The following is a 17,218-nucleotide window of genomic DNA, read 5'->3' on the forward strand; positions in this document are numbered from 1 at the left end:
AAACAGCAGTGGCGGATAACTCACCTGGATTCGCGTCTAACCGCAGTTGGAACGATCACCTTGTCCGGGCAACCAGGGGACCGTTTCCTGCTACTAAAGACGCCAGCGGTACTGACTCGCTTCGATGGCAAAGGCTTGCGTTTGTCCAAACAAGAAGTGCCCGGCGAAGGTTTGGCCTATATCATCAGCATTCCAGTTAACAACGAAGTGACGGAGGTGGAAGAGGATTCACAGCCAAGCGAGGCGACCGAGTATAAGGCCACGTTTGAGTATCAGCTCGAAGCAATCAAACCGCTCGAGGGCGTGCCCGTGTTGACTAGCACCGCTGCGGTACAGGAAATCGAGCTTAGCTACGACGAGGCCGGATGGGATGTTGTCAGCCCCACCGCAGTCCGAGTGGATACGGTTGATTCGGACGACCAGACGACCAAGGCGAATCTGCTGCTTGGCACCGGAAAAGCGAGTGTCATTCTGAAACCAAAGGCTCGTGACGTCACCACCGAGGAAACCCAGTTTTTCGTGGAAACCTCGAACCTCTACTTACCAGGTCCAGGCGTCGTCGATGGCCGCCATCGGCTTCACATCCGAACCTCGCAAGGTCAGTTGAGTGAATTGACGGTGCTTGTTCCCAAAGGGCTGACCGTCAGCGCGGTGGAGGGCCCCGTTGGTTCCTGGCAATTCGACGCTGATCGTGGTCGTTTGCAACTGGAAATCGACCCGGCTCAGTCACAGCCCTTCAACGTCATGATCGAGACGCAGCGGGGCCTCGATTCGCTGCCTGCGGAAGTCACGCTGGCTCCACTACGAGTCGCAGAGGCGGGTGGCGAAGTTGGTCTGGTGGCGATTGCGTTTGGGCCCGATGCCCAGCCTGAAAAATTGGAATCGCAAGGGATGTCGGCGGTCAACTTGGGCGATTTTGATGCGTCTTTGATTCTGAACAAACAAGCGGTGCTGCATCGGGTATATCGATATGGTGCCGAGGGTGGAGAGCTGGCGCTGCGTGTGGCGCCGGTCGAGTCGGAAGTTCGCGTGATCAGCAAGCAAGTGTTGTCGCTCGGTGATGAACGGGTGGTCTTGGGCATCAATTTCGCAGCCGAGATTACTCGAACCGGCTTGTTTCAATTAAGTTTTCCGTTGCCTGCTGGACTCGAGGTCGAATCGCTCACGGGTGCCGCGCTGCATCACTGGGCCGAACTCAGCGAAGGCGACCAGCGACAGATCGTTCTGCATTTAAGTGGCAAGACGATCGGTTCGCAGAGTTTCTCTCTGACGCTGTCTGGGACGGCGCCGACCGATCCAGGCGACTGGCAGATACCTCGATTTGAGCTGAACGAAGCGACGCGTCAAACCGGCGAGTTGGTCGTTCGACCCACCACGGGCATTCGGCTGAGAACGGTGTCACGCCAAAATGTATCGGAGACCGATCCACGCACAATGGGCGGGCAGGTTCAGGGCTCGCTGGCTTTTCGTCTGTTACAGCGTGACTGGGATCTGGTGCTAGGGATCGAAAAACTTGAACCCTGGGTGACGGGGCAAGTGCTGCATGAAATCACGTTGCGTGAAGGCCAGACGCGATCTGCATTGATCGCTGAATTTAATGTGCAAAATGCTTCGATTCGCACGCTTTCGATCGCGTTGCCGATTAGCAACGAAGACGAGATCAAAACGCTGCGAGCCAGCGGTGATACCGTCAGCGATTTTGTGCGAACCGCCCCCGATTCGAATGTCTGGGAGGTTCAGTTCAAACGTCACGTGATCGGCAAAATTCAATTCAGAATTGAATATGAACGGCGCGGCGATCGCGAGAATCGGTCCATCAATGGGCAAACCCCATCGCAGTCAAATTCAAAGCAGGCAAACGAAGTCCTCGTCCCCGCCGATTTCCCCGGCGTCCGCCAGTTGACGTACTACTTTGGTGTCCGCGCCGGTGGTCGATTGGAAATAGAGCACGGTGCGCTAACTCAAGGCTGGCAGCGGGCTGATTGGAACACCGTTCCCCAAACGCTGCGGGATGCGGGAAACCGGACCGCTCCGGCTCTCGTGTTACGCGTCGTGGCTCCTGAAAACTCGATGAACATTGTCGTCAAACGCCATTCGTTAGCCGATGCACTGAAGCTTCGTGTCGCCGATGGCACATTAACCACCGTGTTATCCCCGACCGGTAACCAATTGACTGCGGTCGAAGCCAACATGGAAGTCATCCAACGCAGCAGCCTGAGCGTCGGATTGCCCGAAGGAGGCGAGCTATTCAGTATTTTCGTTAATGGCGAAAGTGTGAATTCAATTCGCCTGGATGGCAATGGAAATGTGTGGCAGTTCTACATCCTTCCGGGCATCGACGACCGCACGGCGAAGGTTCGCTTTGTCTATTCGGTCGCGAATGATCGTCCTGCTCGTCATAACGACCTCCGCGATTTGAAACTTGTCAGCCCTCAAATGAATGTGCCGCTCGAGAATATCCAGTGGAATGTCGTCGCCCCCAAGGGATTCGAGCTGATCGACAACGACGGAAATCTAGAACTTGTCCAGCAAGCCAATCAGGAAGCGTACGACCGTAGTTCCTATTTGTCGAAAAGCAGTGGCAAGCGACAAGTTCAAGCACAGCAGGCTACCAAGCTGCTTGAGCAGGCCAATCAATTGATCCAGGCCGGTGAACAAGCCAAGGCTCGGCGGGCACTCAGCAGTGTCGCCAATCAATACGCACTGGACGCCGCATCGAATGAAGACGCACGCGTGCAGCTTGAGAATTTACAAACGCAGCAAGCGATCGTCGGTTTGAATACCCGGCGTCAACGAATTTATCTCGACAATAAACCGAGTGACTCGGCGTTGGCCGACAACCCACAATTTCGCGAAGCGGCGTCGGACAACCCCATCCTGCACCAAGACGCTGTGAATTTTCATCCGCAACAGCTCAGCGAACTGCTTCGCGGAAACAGCACAGAAGACAATGCGGTTCTCGGACAGATTGCGGGACGCTTGGTCCAACATCAACACATCACCGACCCGGCTCCGCAAGCGATCCTCATCAGCCTGCCCGAAGAAGGCGTGGTCTATACGTTTAGTCGCAGTGTGCAAGTCGCCGAAAACGAGCCTTTGGAACTCGAACTCGAGTTTGGTTTGCAACATCGACTTGCGTTTTGGCAGACTGCATTGTTGATTTTGTTGCTGTCCTTATTCGCCGCCATCCTGACATTTGCTTGGAAACGACAGCCGGCATAGCTGGTAATGACAACATGCAAGTTTAAGGTCACCGGCACTTTTGCGGAGATCTCGCCGAAGACTCGATGGCCGATTCTCCCAACGCAAGGCCGGGCCGGTAAAGCATGTCACGGCTGACACAGGATGAAAAAAGCGGCACGACCTGCAGGCGAGGAAAGGGGGGATCGCAATCCGCTCGATCCGCTCGCTACGTTTCGCCTGGACTGGGCAAACGGCTCGGCCTTCGGCTCGCAGCCGTGATTGCGACTGGAGAATGTGGGCATGAACAGTGTAGGCAATCCTCCGGCACAAAGTGAGCAGCTCTTTCTGCTCCTGCTCTGAAACACCGAACACAAGGCCAAACCCCACACATGGCCAAAACCCGGTGCAGGCCTGCTCGCAGTCCCCATTCTCCACCGCACCAGAGCCCCAGAGAGGCCGACGCCGTCAACCTGCCGACGGTCAGGCCTCTCTCAAAATATCGAGCAAACAAACGCCGCACTTGCCAATCTCTCCGTCGTTCGCGGCAAATTGAACGCGATTCCGGCGAGTTTTCCGTTTATCTGCCGGCAGCCTGGACATATGCTGTTCATCCCACCCCCCGCCAGTCAAAGACTTGCTATATTCACTCCAGTGCGAATTTTGAAACGCATTGCAGCGCGAGGTTACATCGAGTCGCTCGCGGCATCGCTCGGCGTCAGCGAAAAGACCGTCCGCCGCGACATCGCGGGGCTGCGTCAACTAGGGATCGCGTCCAAGACAGCAAAGCGACTTCCATTGTCTACCTCTCGGCTCGATCGACCGAGCCGGTCAGCTACGATATGCGATCGGAAGAATCGCGGCGACCCTTGACCGAGCAAGTTACCACGGACCCTATTTTGCCGCTCTACTCAAAAACATTGCAGCGGAAGACGCCAAGACTTGCGCCAACGAGGTTTGAAATGGCATCGACGGAAAGCACTCCATGTCGCAAACGGTGAGACTGTCAATCCTGCTGGTGGGATTGCTCCTTGCGTTCCCGTTTTTGTATCCGCTGAGCCGTTCATTTTTCCGCGGTGACGCGTCCACGGTGCGACCAGAGTGGGACGCGACGAGTGGGTTGGCCCGGGCACAATCGACCACTGCGAGACAGCCGGATGATCAAGTCGCACAATCGCCGTCGTTCGTTCCCCAACCGGATCTACCCAGGCCTGATCTGATCGTTCCATCGACCGAGGTCTCGCCCGCGCGAGCACAAGAGGATTGGCGACTGATTCTGCATGCACCGGGGGCCCAGAGGGAGGCGTTTCGGTTGCTTGTCGGCGTCGGAGGTCGATTGTCGGTCCATCCGGACAAGCAGGTCCTCGTCGCCCCCAGCGGGCCTAACGTGCAGTTCTGGGACTTGGAAGGAGCGTCGCTTATCGAAACGCGGCGTATTGATCCGTCGGACGACGACACTTTGTTTACCAGCGCTAGGTATTCCCCGGACGGTCGGTACATCGCCTTCGGCTCTCCATATGGCCCAATGAAAGTGTTGCGACTAGCTGACGACGCGCTGGTGCCGATATCAACTGACCGCAGCATCAACGGGGACCGGATCGCGTTCCATCCGGACGGCGAGCGATTTGTGGCAGTAGGGGAGCGGACGCGGGAAGGACGCAACATTCCCAATGCTCATTGGGTGGATTTGCAATCCGGAGAGGCACGCCCATTGGTGCCTGATGAAGTGAAGGTCGTCGATGCGGTCGTCAGCGACGACGGAAAATACATCGCCATCGCAGAGACGCAAGCCATTTCGATTCACGACACCGCGTCGCTGGACCAACAGATGCGATCTCCACTCGCGGAGAAGCCGACTTATGTGGTTGCCAGCCCAGACGGCAATTGGATCGTCGGACTGACCGGCGGAACCGTGCGAATTTGGTCCTCCAAAACCGGTCAATTTGTCCCGGAAGCGAACCTTGACACGGGGCTCGAACCGGTCATGGCGATCGACCGATTCGACGACAGCAATCGATACTGCGTATTAACGAGTGAGGGAAAGATATTGATTTGGGATCGTGACACAGCGTCGACTCGTTTTGTCGGGCATCACGAGTCTGCGTATTGCATCCGAGCGATTCCGGGAGAGAGTGGCGTCGTCACGGTTGGATTCAATAATGGTTCACGTCTCTGGCCGATGCCCCGCCCTCAGACGAATTCGGAGCCGACTGCCGAATCGCGATTGGCGTGGTCATTGGTCACTGTTTCGGCAGACGGCTCGAAAATGGCGGCCGTCGGCCAGTACGTTCACGTCTGGAACGTTAGCGATGGGAAATGCCTGATAGTATTCGCGCCAAGAACACGCCGGATCGATGACGTTTGCTTATCGCCTGATGGATCGTTGATCGCGTTGGTCGGTCAGGGATTGAAGACAGAGGTTTGGTCCGTGACGCAAGGCCATCCGGTTGCAGACTATTTTGATCCCGATGGCGAGAATCGCTGGCCAGGAACGATCGACCGTCGATCGAATTGCGTTCGGTTCTCTGAAGACGGGCGGCAACTGATGGTCGCCGAACAGGATGCGTTCCGAATCTACGACGTTCACTCGCGACAACGGTTGACGGAATTGGCCAAGGTCGCACGAAAAAACGGGAACGTTTCGATTTCGATGATTCAAGCCATGGACACTGATAGTCAATCGGGACGGATCGCGCTGGCACAAACGGGCCGTATCGTGTTTTGGGACCCCGACGACGAACGTGCCTTGAAAACGGTGGAAACCCGCAGCCAACTCGATGCCGAACATCCTGGCGTCTTTTTTTCTAACGACGGTAAACGAATAGTCGTCGGCCATTTGTACCGTGTCGCAGTCTATGACATCGAATCCGGGCACTTACTCGACGAACTGCGAGCGCATTGGGTGCACGGAAGAATGGGTGAGGATTGGTTGGTCAGCAATCGTGAGGGACAACTGTCATGGTGGTCACCGGCGACCGAGTACGTTCCGCCTTACGAACGAACACGTCGCCGCCCCGCCCTGAAGCCTCTGATGAGAGCGCGCGGCCAATTGAAGGATGTTGCGTTGACAGATGATGGAACGCTGGTCCTCATCGACCAGCATGACAAACCACTGGTGTACGGCAAGTGAAGAATGACAGGCTTGCGGACCACCCGACATTCCATAGGGATCGTGATGGGAGACGCGTTATCCGGATCGGGCCGGCTCGAAGCGATCTTGTTTCGGCGCGGAGGTGCTGGACATCTCTGCCGCTACGGAGTCAGATCGATAACAGTGGGGTGCTTTCCGTTGAGGCCTGCAACGACTCCTCTTTCGCGACGTAGGAGGGCGTGTCCTGAGCACGCATTTAAACTGCTGAGGTGAATGCGACCTCCGCGAATCAAAGGGGACGGGGGCATTGCTGAGTTCACGCGTTGTTTTTGCCCCGGTCCCCTTTGTTTCTCCGTCATCCAATGAACTCGAACACTCAAATCGAATACTATTCTTGCGGATTGGAGATACTAAAACGCCTCGTGAATCTTAAATCGATTGGCACGCATTCCTTTGAATTCCTGACGCAGGTATTTGAGTGTTTCTTTCGGTTCATTCAAGGCAAAGTCAAGAAACTTCTCGGTGACAGTTATTAACACACCGCCCTCTAGTTCTTCTGTCTTAAACGCAGGAGTGTTAAGCAGAAAATCACGACCATATTTTTCGACATAACTGGGTCCAAAATACGTCGTCCAGAAAAGATGTCTGCATCTGGCTTCGGCAAGTGATTTGTCCGTAAACTTTGTGCCCCAAACATCATCGACAAAAGCGAGTTGAACACCCATTTTTGACACGATCAATTTCAAGAACTCCACACGCCCCGTCGCCAGATGTTGAATATTCGTTTCAAAACCTTCGCCGTCGTCACGCAAACCCTCAGCAGAAATCCTGAACGATTTGTCGCAAATCCCGTTGCCATAAAGTGCGAGAAATCCATCTTTTACTGCATCACTTTTAATTGCAGTGCCTAGAAGCGGATGCGTACACACTATCGATCCGATTAAACGGCCATTTCGTTTTATACTCGATTCAGGATCTTTTTCTTCTGGCGGAGGGAAAGGAGCCGTCTTAAAGAATCTTGCACCTATTTCGCGAAGAAATTGAACCATATTGCGATGGAACATCTCTTCTTCTCCTTCGACATCACAATTGAAGAACCGTGCGTCAACACTTCGAACCGTCAATGTTTATACCCCATTGAATACTGAAACTATTAGTCAACAAACAGGTGAGGCAACATGCTACGGTATCCACCATCCCGTAGCGTATCCTCAAACCCAGTAAGAGGAGAACCAAACTCATCTCCAAGGTCTTCGAGAACTTCACCTACCTCGCCTGGGATTTTCCAGGCAAACTCAACCACAAGGTTACCCTCGTTTTGTTCTAAGTTGCATTTCCAAGCCATCCAGCATCCCCTCGTTTCTTTTGCTTTTGCCGAATCATAGGGGACGGGGGGCATTGTTAAGTTCACGCGTTGTTTTTTGACCCCCGTACCCTTTATCTTCGCCGTTAGCCATCTCGTCGTGCTCAATATTTTAAAACGCTTCGTGAATCTTAAATCGATTGACGCGTATTCCTTTGAATTTTTGTCGCAGGTATTTGAGTGTTTCTTTTTGGTCATTCAAGGCAAAGTCAAGGTAATTCTCGGTGACGGTCACCAGTACACCGCCTTCAAGTTCTTCCGTTTTCCAACCCGGTGTATTCAGTAGAAACTCGAGCCCGTGAGTTTCGATGTAACGATGTCCGAAATACGTCGTCCAATACAGGTGGCGGCATGATACGTCATTCAATGCTTTGTCGGTGACGTTTGTACCCCAGATGTCGTCGACACAGGCAAATTCAACTCCGATTTCACGCACAACCAATTTCAAAAATTCAACACGACCGGTGGCCAATTGCTGGATGTTTGCTTCGAATCCTTCCGAATCGTCACGCCAGCCAAGCGATGAAATCCTAAAGGAATTCGAGCAAACACCATCACCGTACCGAGTTAGAAATCCCCGTTGCACATCAGCGTTTTTGTTATAAGTATCGAGAAGCGGATGCGTGAAATGGATTGATCCAATCAAACGGCCATCTGGTTCTATTCTTGATTCAGGGGATTCTATCTCTGGTGGAGGGTAAGGTGCCGAGTGATAGAATTTCGCATTTTGTTGACGCAGAAACTGTAGCATTGTGTGATGGTAAGTCTCCCTACCGGCCTCGACGCTGCAATGATAAAACGCTGCTTTAATCGCTCTCACCGTCATTCTAAAAATCCTATTAAATAATGTCGCTTTCGGTTCAACCACATTTGCTACGGCAAGCGCCAGTAGCCTTCGCTGGGCAAACTATTCAAGATTTCGTCTTCAGAGAAGGCCTTGTGAAAAACTCCTCGGAAGGCAAAGTTCCAAGATCGCCGTACGTCATGCATTCGAGATGACTCAAGTCCACCAAAAGATTCAGAAGGAGTTCTCAGCTCAAGATCAAAAGGTGGCCGTGGGTAGTTGTGGACAAACAAGTTGATCCCAAAGCTATTTTGGGAATCCCAAAAGAGAAAAGGGGAAGAAAGAGAAAAGGGGAAGAGGGTTTTAATGGCTGCAGATAGTGGGTAGGTTGGCTTAAGACTGACCGAGACACACGGCGGGAGCTTTTGATGCCCAGGACGAAGCGGCCGGATGAAGCGGGGAAGATTTATCACACCATCAACCGTGGTAATAACCGGCAAGAGATCTTCCACAAACCTGAAGACTACGAAGCGTTTCTGAGAACGCTCAGTGAAGGCCTTGGGAAATACCCCGTGGATCTCTTTTCGTTTTGCTTAATGCCAAACCATTGGCACTTGGTTCTACGGCCGCGAAAAGACGGCGCGATGGGCAGGCTGTGCGGATGGCTCTCCTCCACGCACACACTTCGATACCATGCGCACAATCACAATCACACCCGCGGCCACGGGCATCTCTACCAAGGGCCGTTCAAGAGCTTCGAAGTCGAAGATGACGCGCACTTTTTCACGCCGTGTCGCTATGTCGAACGCAACGCGTTGCGTGCAAAGATGGTCAAGCACGCCGAAGACTGGGAATACGGGTCACTCCACCGATGGCACCACAAATGTGATTGTGATCCGAAACTTCTGTCCACCTGGCCACTGCGTCGTCCGCCCGGATGGAAAAAACGAGTCAACACAGTGCTCACGAAGGACGAGCTGGACGCCGTCCGACTCTGCACCACGCGCGGACGCCCCTTTGGTTCTCAAGAGTGGATCGAAGAAACCTGCGAACGAAATGGCATTTGGTTCACAGTCCGACCACGAGGCCGGCCAAGGAAGAAGCCAAAAACAGAAGCGGTCCAACCGCCACCGCACTGACAAGACGCATTAAACCCCCTTCCCCTTTTCTTGACCCTTGGTTCCTCGATCCGGCCCATTGGAATCCGTGACGGAGATACTATCACGTCGTTTCGTGGCGGGGCGATCGAGGTTCATGAGGAAGCAACGTTCAGCGGTTTTGCTGGCAAAGCGATTGGTCTTGAGCATTTGCATCTCGTATGGATTTACGGGCGTCGGTTTTGGTACGATCATGCTGTGAAACATCCAGTGCTGACGAGGTGCATTTATGTCAAACGAGACCAATATCCTGCCGAATGTCAGTGCGGCTGGACTCAAAGCGCTTGCCGATGCCGTGCTCGCGCCCAAAATGCACGCCAAATTGGACGATCTACTGGCACGTAATGCGGACGGCACGCTCGCTGCAGAAGAATTGAAAGAGCTGGATGCGATCATCGAACAAATCGACGAATTGAATCTCTTGAAAGCTCGTGCCGAATACACTCTCCGACAGCAAGATCAGTCGAACGGCCAGTGAGTCGATATGTGCCTCTTGATTTAAAGCGGCGAGTTCGAGAGGCGTTTGGAAGCTGCTGTGCCTACTGCAAGACTGCAGAATCCTTGACTGTTGTTACGTTCGAGGTGGAGCACATTATCCCAATTTCTCGGGGGGGACTGTCAAGCTTTGACAATCTTTGCCTCGCTTGTCCAGCATGTAATCGTTTCAAATCGGATCGCACTGCTGGGAAATTGCCTACCGGGACCGAGGTTCCGCTTTTCCACCCACTACGAGACGACTGGGCTGATCATTTTGACTGGACCGTTGATGGCACCGTCATTGTTGGGCTCACCGATAGCGGAAAAGCGACCGTCGAATCACTCAAAATGAACCGCAACCAAGTCGTTCGTGTTCGAGCTCTTTGGGTTGCAGCTGGACGACATCCGCCTAACTGATATCGTCTGGCTCGGGGGCGATACCGGGGAACTTTTTCCGGAATCGTCGAATGGCCGTCCAGGCCCGACAGACCAACACTCGGTCCCAACTCCCAAAGCGTCGCCGGCGAGCATCGTCGCATCGCAGTGAGCATATCGTTGGTCGTAGGCAAACCTCCGGCACAACAAAAGAGGAGCGGACGGTTCCTCAGGCTGTTCGCCTGGGCTAAGCATATGAACGGGGCTTTGCCCCTGAGTGGTCCATGAACTAACGGCGATGGCGACGATTGCGTTGCGATGGGTGTGGTCGGTGTGAGTCCCGAAGGGACGGCTGGATATGGCCGCGACCGTGACGCCGTGAATGTTGAAAAACATGGATGCAGAAAATACTTCGCCACCTTTTTTCGCTCGTCCCTTTGAACGCCGCCAAAGAATCGAATCGGCTGAAGCCTACACTCCAACGGTTGGAATCCAGGCTTCAGCCGCTCTTGTTTTCGTCATCGTAAAGGTTGCGGAGCGGTGAGCACCGCACTTCCGCACTTAGGGGCTTAATCCTAGCGAAGCCTTCTCAGGGGCTGGCTTGAGGTAATCGGGGGGCAGGCACCCCTTCACTCTTTCGAGAAAAGGCAACTTCTTTGATCTTGGGTATGGTTGTCTGCCTTCAGCGTCAAACGATTTCGATTTTGGTCTATGATGAGACTCGGTAGGTAGCGAGACGGAACTCTCATTTGGCTTTGATCACTTTTGACCCCCTCAGGATAGACTGACCATGACCCCTCTCTTTTCACACTCTCGTCACCGATTCCGTATCGCCGCTTCGCGGATCTTCTCTCTTGCTCTCCCCCCTGCCCTGCCAATGCTGGGGCTTGTTTGTGGGATTTTGATTGCAGTTGCCGGCAGCTCGCTGCTGGCCGAGCAACCGCAGGCCGCGACACTGAAACTCGCCGGCATCTTTGCTGATGACATGGTGCTGCAGCGTGAGACCGACGCGGCGATCTGGGGCAAAGCGGCGGCGAATGCCCAGGTCTCGATCACGCCCTCTTGGAGTGGAAACGCAAGCCTCGCGACCGCGGATTCGCAGGGGCGTTGGCAGACCACACTCCCTACGCCCGCCGCCGGTGGTCCGTATGAGATTCAAATCGAATCGGGTGAACAAGCGGTGACACTCGAAAATGTCTTGGTCGGCGAAGTGTGGATTTGTTCGGGGCAATCCAACATGCAGTGGAAGATGCGTGGGTTTGGGCCGGATGAATTCAAAGAGGATGTCGCCAAAGCCAACTATCCCAAAATTCGTTTCTGTGATGTGCCGCAGAATCTTGCCTTCAAAGAACAGCAGGATGTCCAAACCAAGTGGTCCGTTTGCAATCCCACGACGGCATACAACTTTAGTGCCGTCGCCTATTTCTTTGGTTCCCGATTGCATCAAGAACTCGACATTCCCATCGGTTTGGTTTCAACCAACTGGGGCGGATCATCCGCTGAAGCATGGACAAGTGAAGAAACATTGCAAGCGGAATTCCCAGAGTTTGCTGAAACGCTGGCAAGTTACCCGGGATTGATCGAAGAGATCGGCGAACTGCAATCACGGAGCCAAAAAAAGCCCAAGGGGATCAATCACCGGCTTCCCTCGGTGCTGTACAACAGCATGATCAAGCCATTGATGCCGATGGCGATCGGCGGCGTGATCTGGTACCAAGGCGAATCCAACGTCGAGCGGCCCTATCAATACCGAAAACTGTTTCCGGCGATGATTCGTGATTGGCGGGAACAATGGAGCATCGGTGACTTTCCCTTTTACTTTGTCCAAATCGCTCCGTTCAGCTACAAAACCAGCCCGTACCCGGCAGCGCTGTTGCGAGAAGCTCAAGCGATGACGTTGTCGGTCCCTAATACGGGAATGGCGGTAACGATGGACATTGGTAACGAGACCAATATCCACCCGAAACCGAAAAAGCCGGTGGGCGAACGATTGGCGCGACTAGCACTCCGCCGAACCTACGGGAAATCGGACCTTGTCGATTCGGGACCCGAGTATCAATCAATGAAAATCGAAGGGGACAAAATTCGGTTGTCGTTTGATCATGTCGGTTCGGGGCTGGTCAGTCGCGACGATGCCGAGTTGAGCCATTTTACGATTGCCGGTGATGACCAAAACTTTGTTCCCGCCAAAGCGACGATCGATGGGGACACAATCGTGGTTCATAGCGAGCAAGTGGATGCGCCGGTGGCGGTGCGTTTCGGTTGGGGGAACGCGGACGCTCCCAATTTGAGCAACCAGGAAGGCTTGCCTGCATCGTCGTTCCGAACCGACGATTGGCCGATTCCGAACCAAGAGTAAAAAGTCGCGAGTCGCGACCGATGCCGAGCCGACCATCTCGCTATTCGACGGGTGCGCCGATCTCGTCGAGTGTGGCGTTGAAAGTGGGACGATAAAAATAGGCGTCTTTGATTTGCGATCCTGGGTCGGTGAATTCAATTGCGGGTGCTCGCCAGACTTCTTTTCCGTCGCGGGACATCCATATTTCTCGCGTCGTGAATCTCGCGACCATGTAGGTCCAAGCCAGCCCGTCAGCCGATTTACGAGCTTCGATCAATAGAAACGCCTCGGGGTCCGTTCCAGCGGAGGAGACGAATGTGAATAACGCGCCGTCGATGACGTCACTCGACTCCGCAGCGGCGCTAACACGCGCGAGCGGTTGGGACAGCATCCTCAATTCCTGTTCCACCGCGTCGGTTGTAACCTGCATTCCCAGTTTGAACGAACGCGCCAGACTTCGCATTTGAACCATTCTTAGCGTCGTGTTGGCAGCGGGTTGCGGGGCACCCGGAATTAAATGGGCAACCCCTGTGTCGTCAGAGATCTTCCAAGTGACTGCGTCGTCGAGTTGAACCTCGTTGAGCGATGCGTCAGCAAGAGAATGGAATTCTTGGAAGAACTCGAAAGTAGATGCATCGAGGTGGTGAGAGCCAATACAGCCGACCATCTGAATCCGACCTTTCCCCGTCCACACAAATACATCGCCCGACCAACCGCCAAGACTGGTCCAGGTAAAAACCGGCTTCGGCTCGACTTTTAGCATTGTGGAATTGTCTTCTGCGAGTACGAATCGCAACTCGCGTGACTGTTTCCGATAAGCGGTTTGCAACCGTGATAAGGCCTCGCCATCACGTTCATTCGTAACCACGTTTACGGTTGACGATGACGGCGTCGACTGTTGAGCGAAACAATCGCATGCCATCGCAAGCCATAGTCCGATGCCAACGATTGTTGTCTTTTTCCATCGTGGATCGTTTAATATTGAATTCATGCTTACTCTGCTCCGCAAAAAGGGTGGAATTACGGTACGCGACAAAGAGGCCCGGTCGCCGTGACAGCTATTTCTGGGAGTTGGGTTGGGGAGACGATTGCGGTATCATCCGCAGCAATTGCTCGACTTGACGCAAGGTTTTTTGCGTTTCGGGGTCGGAGAGGCTCTTCAAAATCTCGCTCGTCGAATGAAGTGATGCCGGCAACGATGCGACCGCCTTGAGCAATTCGTTTCCGGCCGGCCCCGCCTCATGGAGACTTTGGGCAATGCCGATTTGCAGTTTTTCTGCAGTGGCGCGGTCAATTTTGATGGTGGTGCTTCCTTCGCCACGCACGAAGCGGTCGTTGCCGAGATTTAACTCATAAGAGCCACTTAGATGCAGTTGGATGGGTGTGTCATCCCCTTTTTCGGCTTTCCTGACGCGTCGGTCTTGCCCCTTTCGTGACGACCGTTTGCGTCGGCGTTCGGTTGCCCCCCCGTGCTCGAAAGCACCGCGGGCAAGCCGGCGAGCTGAACGATCTTTTCGAACGTCCCCATTATCCGATATTGTCACTGTCGGTTCAGGCTCCGGTGTGAGCTGTGGCTCCTCAGCAGAGCCCGTTCTGGGGCTCATCGCCAAAACCGCTGCCAGGATTAACCACATCCCATGCGTGGCACGACTGCGTAAAGGATTTGAGTATCCAAGTCGATCAATGCGATTAGAAGGGATCATGGTATGGCGATTCGTGTTGGATGTTTTTAAAGATTCTGCAACGGATTGTATCCGATTCGGTGGCGTTGCATCGGCACTGAAACGCGGGGGATTCCAAACAGCAGTCCCGCTCGGCGACCGGTCGATCGAGGAACCCGGTCGATGTGAATAAAGCAAACAGAATGGCGGAGTCGGCAGAGATGGATGTGTCAGAGAGGGTGGCTACCAGGGGCGATCCTCCCCCCGAGACCCCGTCGCGTCAGTCATTTCAGGGGGTTCTTACTGCGTAGTTCGCGTCGGCAGGTAGGGACAGCGAAGTGACGTGGTCTGTCGTCATTTAGGTCACTGGTGAAATTGCAACCGCCGAAGAGGTAAGGCAGGGAAAGCCTACTTGCAGTATTTCACGGATTGAAATGTCTAGAACTCAGTCGCTTGTTTGTACACTCGTCTGCATCGCTGCAACGACACTTAGCAGCCAAGTCAGTGCGGAATGGTATGCGGATGTCGATAGCGGAGCGATGTTTATTAATGCACCTGACTTCCGGTTCTTTGCCAGACGAGGTGAAACATCTCCCTTCGAGCGAATCGAAAGTATCACCACCGACGATGGTGAAGACTTCGCTGCGTTTGTGGGGGGCAAGGCGGGCTGGATCTTTGATGGATCGCTGCTAGGCACCGGGAATATGCGGCTTGAATTCTCTGGCTTTTATGCTGGCTTCGATGATGACACCGCTGTCACCTTTTCCGACCCTGGCCCTGGTGTACGTTATGGGTTCGTCGCACTCGATAACACGACGGGGTTTGGAACGGTTGATCCTGCATCAGACTACAGCGTCATGCACACCACCACGTCGCGCGAAATCGATTTCGGTGGCTACGATCTGTTGTTGCATCAAGATTTCCGCATTGACGAAAACTGCATGTGGACGTTGTACGGAGGTCCTTCGATACAACATCTGTATCAAGATTTGATGACCACGATTTCTTACCCTAATTCCGTCAGCCACTGGGGGGCGACGCTCAATGAATCGTTGGACACGGATTATGTCGGCGGAAAAGTAGGGATTAGCGGACGGCGGAAACTCAATTCGCGGTGGAGTCTGTTCCTGGATGGCAACACGGGAATCTATCATGCCCGAACTCGCTATGACGGTCGATTTGTTCATGCCAGGTCGACTCCCCCTCACGACGATCGCATTGGGCTGACGCGGCACGATAACGCTGTTTCGACGCAAGCAAGGCTTGAACTGACGCGTCAAATGAACGATTCCGTCTTCGTCAGTTTGACGTCCAACGTCCAGCACCTGGATTACGCCGGGCAGATGGATTACGGAACTCGCGTTGATACAGTCCCCGACGGATCAACGCTGTCCATCGACAGCGATGAATTGCTCAGTGCCACGCTTGGATTGCGGCTGACGATCTTCCGCTAACCGCGACGACGATTCGTCATCGCCTGTCGCTGAACCGAAAATCATGGTGCAAGCTCTGTGTTGGCAACTCCAGCCGTGCCCGGATGGAACAGGTTGTTAGAGAAGCGGAGCCCTTTGGGCATGTTTTCTCCTTGCGCAATGATGACTGCGTACTCAAAGCGAGCAGGCCCGATGCAGTCGACTATGTTGCCCTGAATAATCACATTCGTGAGTGGCGGATCGTCGGCTTGTTGGCCGCTGTCAAACTTCAACGGAGATCGTTCGTTGCCCCAGATCCAATGGGCGTCGCCGTGACCAAAGTCGGAGATGATGTTGTTGGCGATGATCGATCCGCCGTCCGTGTTTGACGCGTTAGCTGCCGCACCTGGCATCAAGCCAATAGCCCACAAACTGTTTCGTGTGAATTGATTTCCGATGATGATCACGTTACGCGACCCATGCATCGCCTTCATACCTACGAACGAGTTGACGATGACATTATTGGCCACCGTCACATGGTCACAGTGCAAGTCGATTCCCTGAGCTGCGTTTTCAATATGGTTGTTAATGATGCGAGTTAGATCGCTCGTTTCGGGCGAGGTCACAATGATTCCCGATCCTTGTTGCCAGTTGTCGGTGTAACCAGCGTCCCACATTGTCTGGTTGACGATTATTCCTTTCTGTTTGTTCTTGCGAACGAAGTCGCCTAGGTGATGTTTCGCTTGGATCTCTCGAGTCGGCACGAGGTTTTCTTCGATGACCCGGTTGGATTCGATCAGGGTGCCAACACTCTGTGAAACGCTGATGCCTGTGCCATCGGTGCAGTTGAAGGCGTAACCCCAGTCAGCCGACGCAGTACGGTCATCGACTGTGATACGCATGTAATTCTTGATCAGACAATGAGTGATGCGGCTGTCGATGCAATCCCGAAGCGTGATCGCTGCGGAACGTGTGCGATTGTCGATCACGCTTACGTTCTCGATGACGAGGTCACGACAATCGATCGCTAGAATCCCCTCGTTATTGGTCTCCCGGTTTCCTTCGCTTCGCGTCACAGTCAGGTCGCGAATTGCCGCCCCCTCGGCGTTTTCGATTTCAATCACCGGTTGATTCGCTTGCGTCTGAATAATTCGTCCCGGGCCAAACAAGCCGGATCCAGCACCACGAACACGCAGTTTTTCTGAAATGTGATAATCGCCCGGTGGCACGAAAACTAACCGGCCCCGATTGGCGTCCAGGGCTGCCTGAATCGTTTCATAGTCCGCGACTGAAAATCGATTGTCCGCAGTAGCCACGCTGCTGGACAGACACATTAACAGTGCGAGAGTAGCGGATCCGCAGGATGTTGCCCGTAGGATA

The 17,218-nt window shown here is 53.9% G+C and carries 12 protein-coding genes and 1 pseudogene; 8 read left to right on the forward strand and 5 right to left on the reverse strand.

Annotation, left to right across the window (positions count from 1 at the left end):
• The 3 genes and pseudogenes from ABX962_RS11025 to ABX962_RS11035 all read left to right on the forward strand — a co-directional run.
• A pseudogene (locus tag ABX962_RS11025) lies at nucleotides 1-3,222 on the forward strand (hypothetical protein); the annotation flags it as partial.
• Nucleotides 3,223-3,834: 612 nt separating this feature from the next.
• On the forward strand, nucleotides 3,835-4,053 hold the full coding sequence (locus tag ABX962_RS11030; RefSeq protein WP_372719317.1) for a DeoR family transcriptional regulator: 219 nt from the start codon (nucleotides 3,835-3,837) through the stop codon (nucleotides 4,051-4,053).
• A gap of 124 nt (nucleotides 4,054-4,177) precedes the next feature.
• On the forward strand, nucleotides 4,178-6,310 hold the full coding sequence (locus ABX962_RS11035) for a WD40 repeat domain-containing protein (protein ID WP_372719319.1): 2,133 nt from the start codon (nucleotides 4,178-4,180) through the stop codon (nucleotides 6,308-6,310).
• A 371-nt stretch (nucleotides 6,311-6,681) separates the two neighbouring features.
• Here ABX962_RS11035 and ABX962_RS11040 read toward each other — a convergent pair whose 3' ends face one another.
• Both ABX962_RS11040 and ABX962_RS11045 read right to left on the reverse strand, forming a co-directional pair.
• Nucleotides 6,682-7,395 (reverse strand): hypothetical protein, encoded by a 714-nt coding sequence (locus ABX962_RS11040; RefSeq protein ID WP_372719321.1) that lies wholly within the window; start codon nucleotides 7,393-7,395, stop codon nucleotides 6,682-6,684.
• 351 nt (nucleotides 7,396-7,746) lie between these two features.
• Nucleotides 7,747-8,502 (reverse strand): hypothetical protein, encoded by a 756-nt coding sequence (locus ABX962_RS11045; protein ID WP_372719322.1) that lies wholly within the window; start codon nucleotides 8,500-8,502, stop codon nucleotides 7,747-7,749.
• 344 nt (nucleotides 8,503-8,846) lie between these two features.
• Between ABX962_RS11045 and ABX962_RS11050 the strand changes: the two genes are divergently transcribed.
• The 4 genes from ABX962_RS11050 to ABX962_RS11065 all read left to right on the forward strand — a co-directional run bounded on the left by ABX962_RS11050 (nucleotide 8,847) and on the right by ABX962_RS11065 (nucleotide 12,786).
• A complete protein-coding gene (locus ABX962_RS11050) occupies nucleotides 8,847-9,557 on the forward strand; it encodes a transposase (RefSeq protein ID WP_372719324.1) in 711 nt (236 codons plus the stop codon).
• Nucleotides 9,558-9,804: 247 nt separating this feature from the next.
• Complete coding sequence (locus ABX962_RS11055) at nucleotides 9,805-10,053, forward strand: hypothetical protein (protein ID WP_345684955.1); 249 nt, start codon at nucleotides 9,805-9,807, stop codon at nucleotides 10,051-10,053.
• Nucleotides 10,054-10,061: 8 nt separating this feature from the next.
• Complete coding sequence (locus tag ABX962_RS11060) at nucleotides 10,062-10,469, forward strand: HNH endonuclease (protein WP_372719336.1); 408 nt, start codon at nucleotides 10,062-10,064, stop codon at nucleotides 10,467-10,469.
• Nucleotides 10,470-11,217: 748 nt separating this feature from the next.
• Nucleotides 11,218-12,786: a sialate O-acetylesterase gene (locus ABX962_RS11065; protein ID WP_372719326.1), complete on the forward strand. Its 1,569-nt coding sequence runs from the start codon at nucleotides 11,218-11,220 to the stop codon at nucleotides 12,784-12,786.
• 40 nt (nucleotides 12,787-12,826) lie between these two features.
• Here ABX962_RS11065 and ABX962_RS11070 read toward each other — a convergent pair whose 3' ends face one another.
• Together ABX962_RS11070 and ABX962_RS11075 are read right to left on the reverse strand one after the other, a co-directional pair.
• Nucleotides 12,827-13,756 (reverse strand): hypothetical protein, encoded by a 930-nt coding sequence (locus ABX962_RS11070; RefSeq protein WP_372719328.1) that lies wholly within the window; start codon nucleotides 13,754-13,756, stop codon nucleotides 12,827-12,829.
• A 67-nt stretch (nucleotides 13,757-13,823) separates the two neighbouring features.
• Nucleotides 13,824-14,090, reverse strand: a complete 267-nt coding sequence (locus tag ABX962_RS11075; protein ID WP_372719330.1) for a hypothetical protein — start codon at nucleotides 14,088-14,090, stop codon at nucleotides 13,824-13,826.
• Nucleotides 14,091-14,860: 770 nt separating this feature from the next.
• Between ABX962_RS11075 and ABX962_RS11080 the strand changes: the two genes are divergently transcribed.
• Nucleotides 14,861-15,880, forward strand: coding sequence for a hypothetical protein (locus ABX962_RS11080; RefSeq protein WP_372719332.1), 1,020 nt, complete (start codon nucleotides 14,861-14,863; stop codon nucleotides 15,878-15,880).
• A gap of 41 nt (nucleotides 15,881-15,921) precedes the next feature.
• Here ABX962_RS11080 and ABX962_RS11085 read toward each other — a convergent pair.
• The coding region (locus tag ABX962_RS11085) for a nitrous oxide reductase family maturation protein NosD (RefSeq protein WP_372719334.1) at nucleotides 15,922-17,218 on the reverse strand (1,297 nt) is incomplete at its 5' end.

This window comes from Novipirellula sp. (genome assembly GCF_041583735.1).
Classification (GTDB): domain Bacteria; phylum Planctomycetota; class Planctomycetia; order Pirellulales; family Pirellulaceae; genus Novipirellula.

What these genes read in the sequence shown, in the direction of transcription:
- ABX962_RS11050 (WP_372719324.1), top strand. Translation starts at nt 8,847, where the DNA reads ATGCCCAGGACGAAGCGGCCGGATGAAGCGGGGAAGATTTATCACACC.
- ABX962_RS11065 (WP_372719326.1), top strand. Translation starts at nt 11,218, where the DNA reads ATGACCCCTCTCTTTTCACACTCTCGTCACCGATTCCGTATCGCCGCT.
- ABX962_RS11055 (WP_345684955.1), top strand. Translation starts at nt 9,805, where the DNA reads ATGTCAAACGAGACCAATATCCTGCCGAATGTCAGTGCGGCTGGACTC.
- ABX962_RS11070 (WP_372719328.1), bottom strand. Translation starts at nt 13,756, where the DNA reads ATGAATTCAATATTAAACGATCCACGATGGAAAAAGACAACAATCGTT.
- ABX962_RS11080 (WP_372719332.1), top strand. Translation starts at nt 14,861, where the DNA reads ATGTCTAGAACTCAGTCGCTTGTTTGTACACTCGTCTGCATCGCTGCA.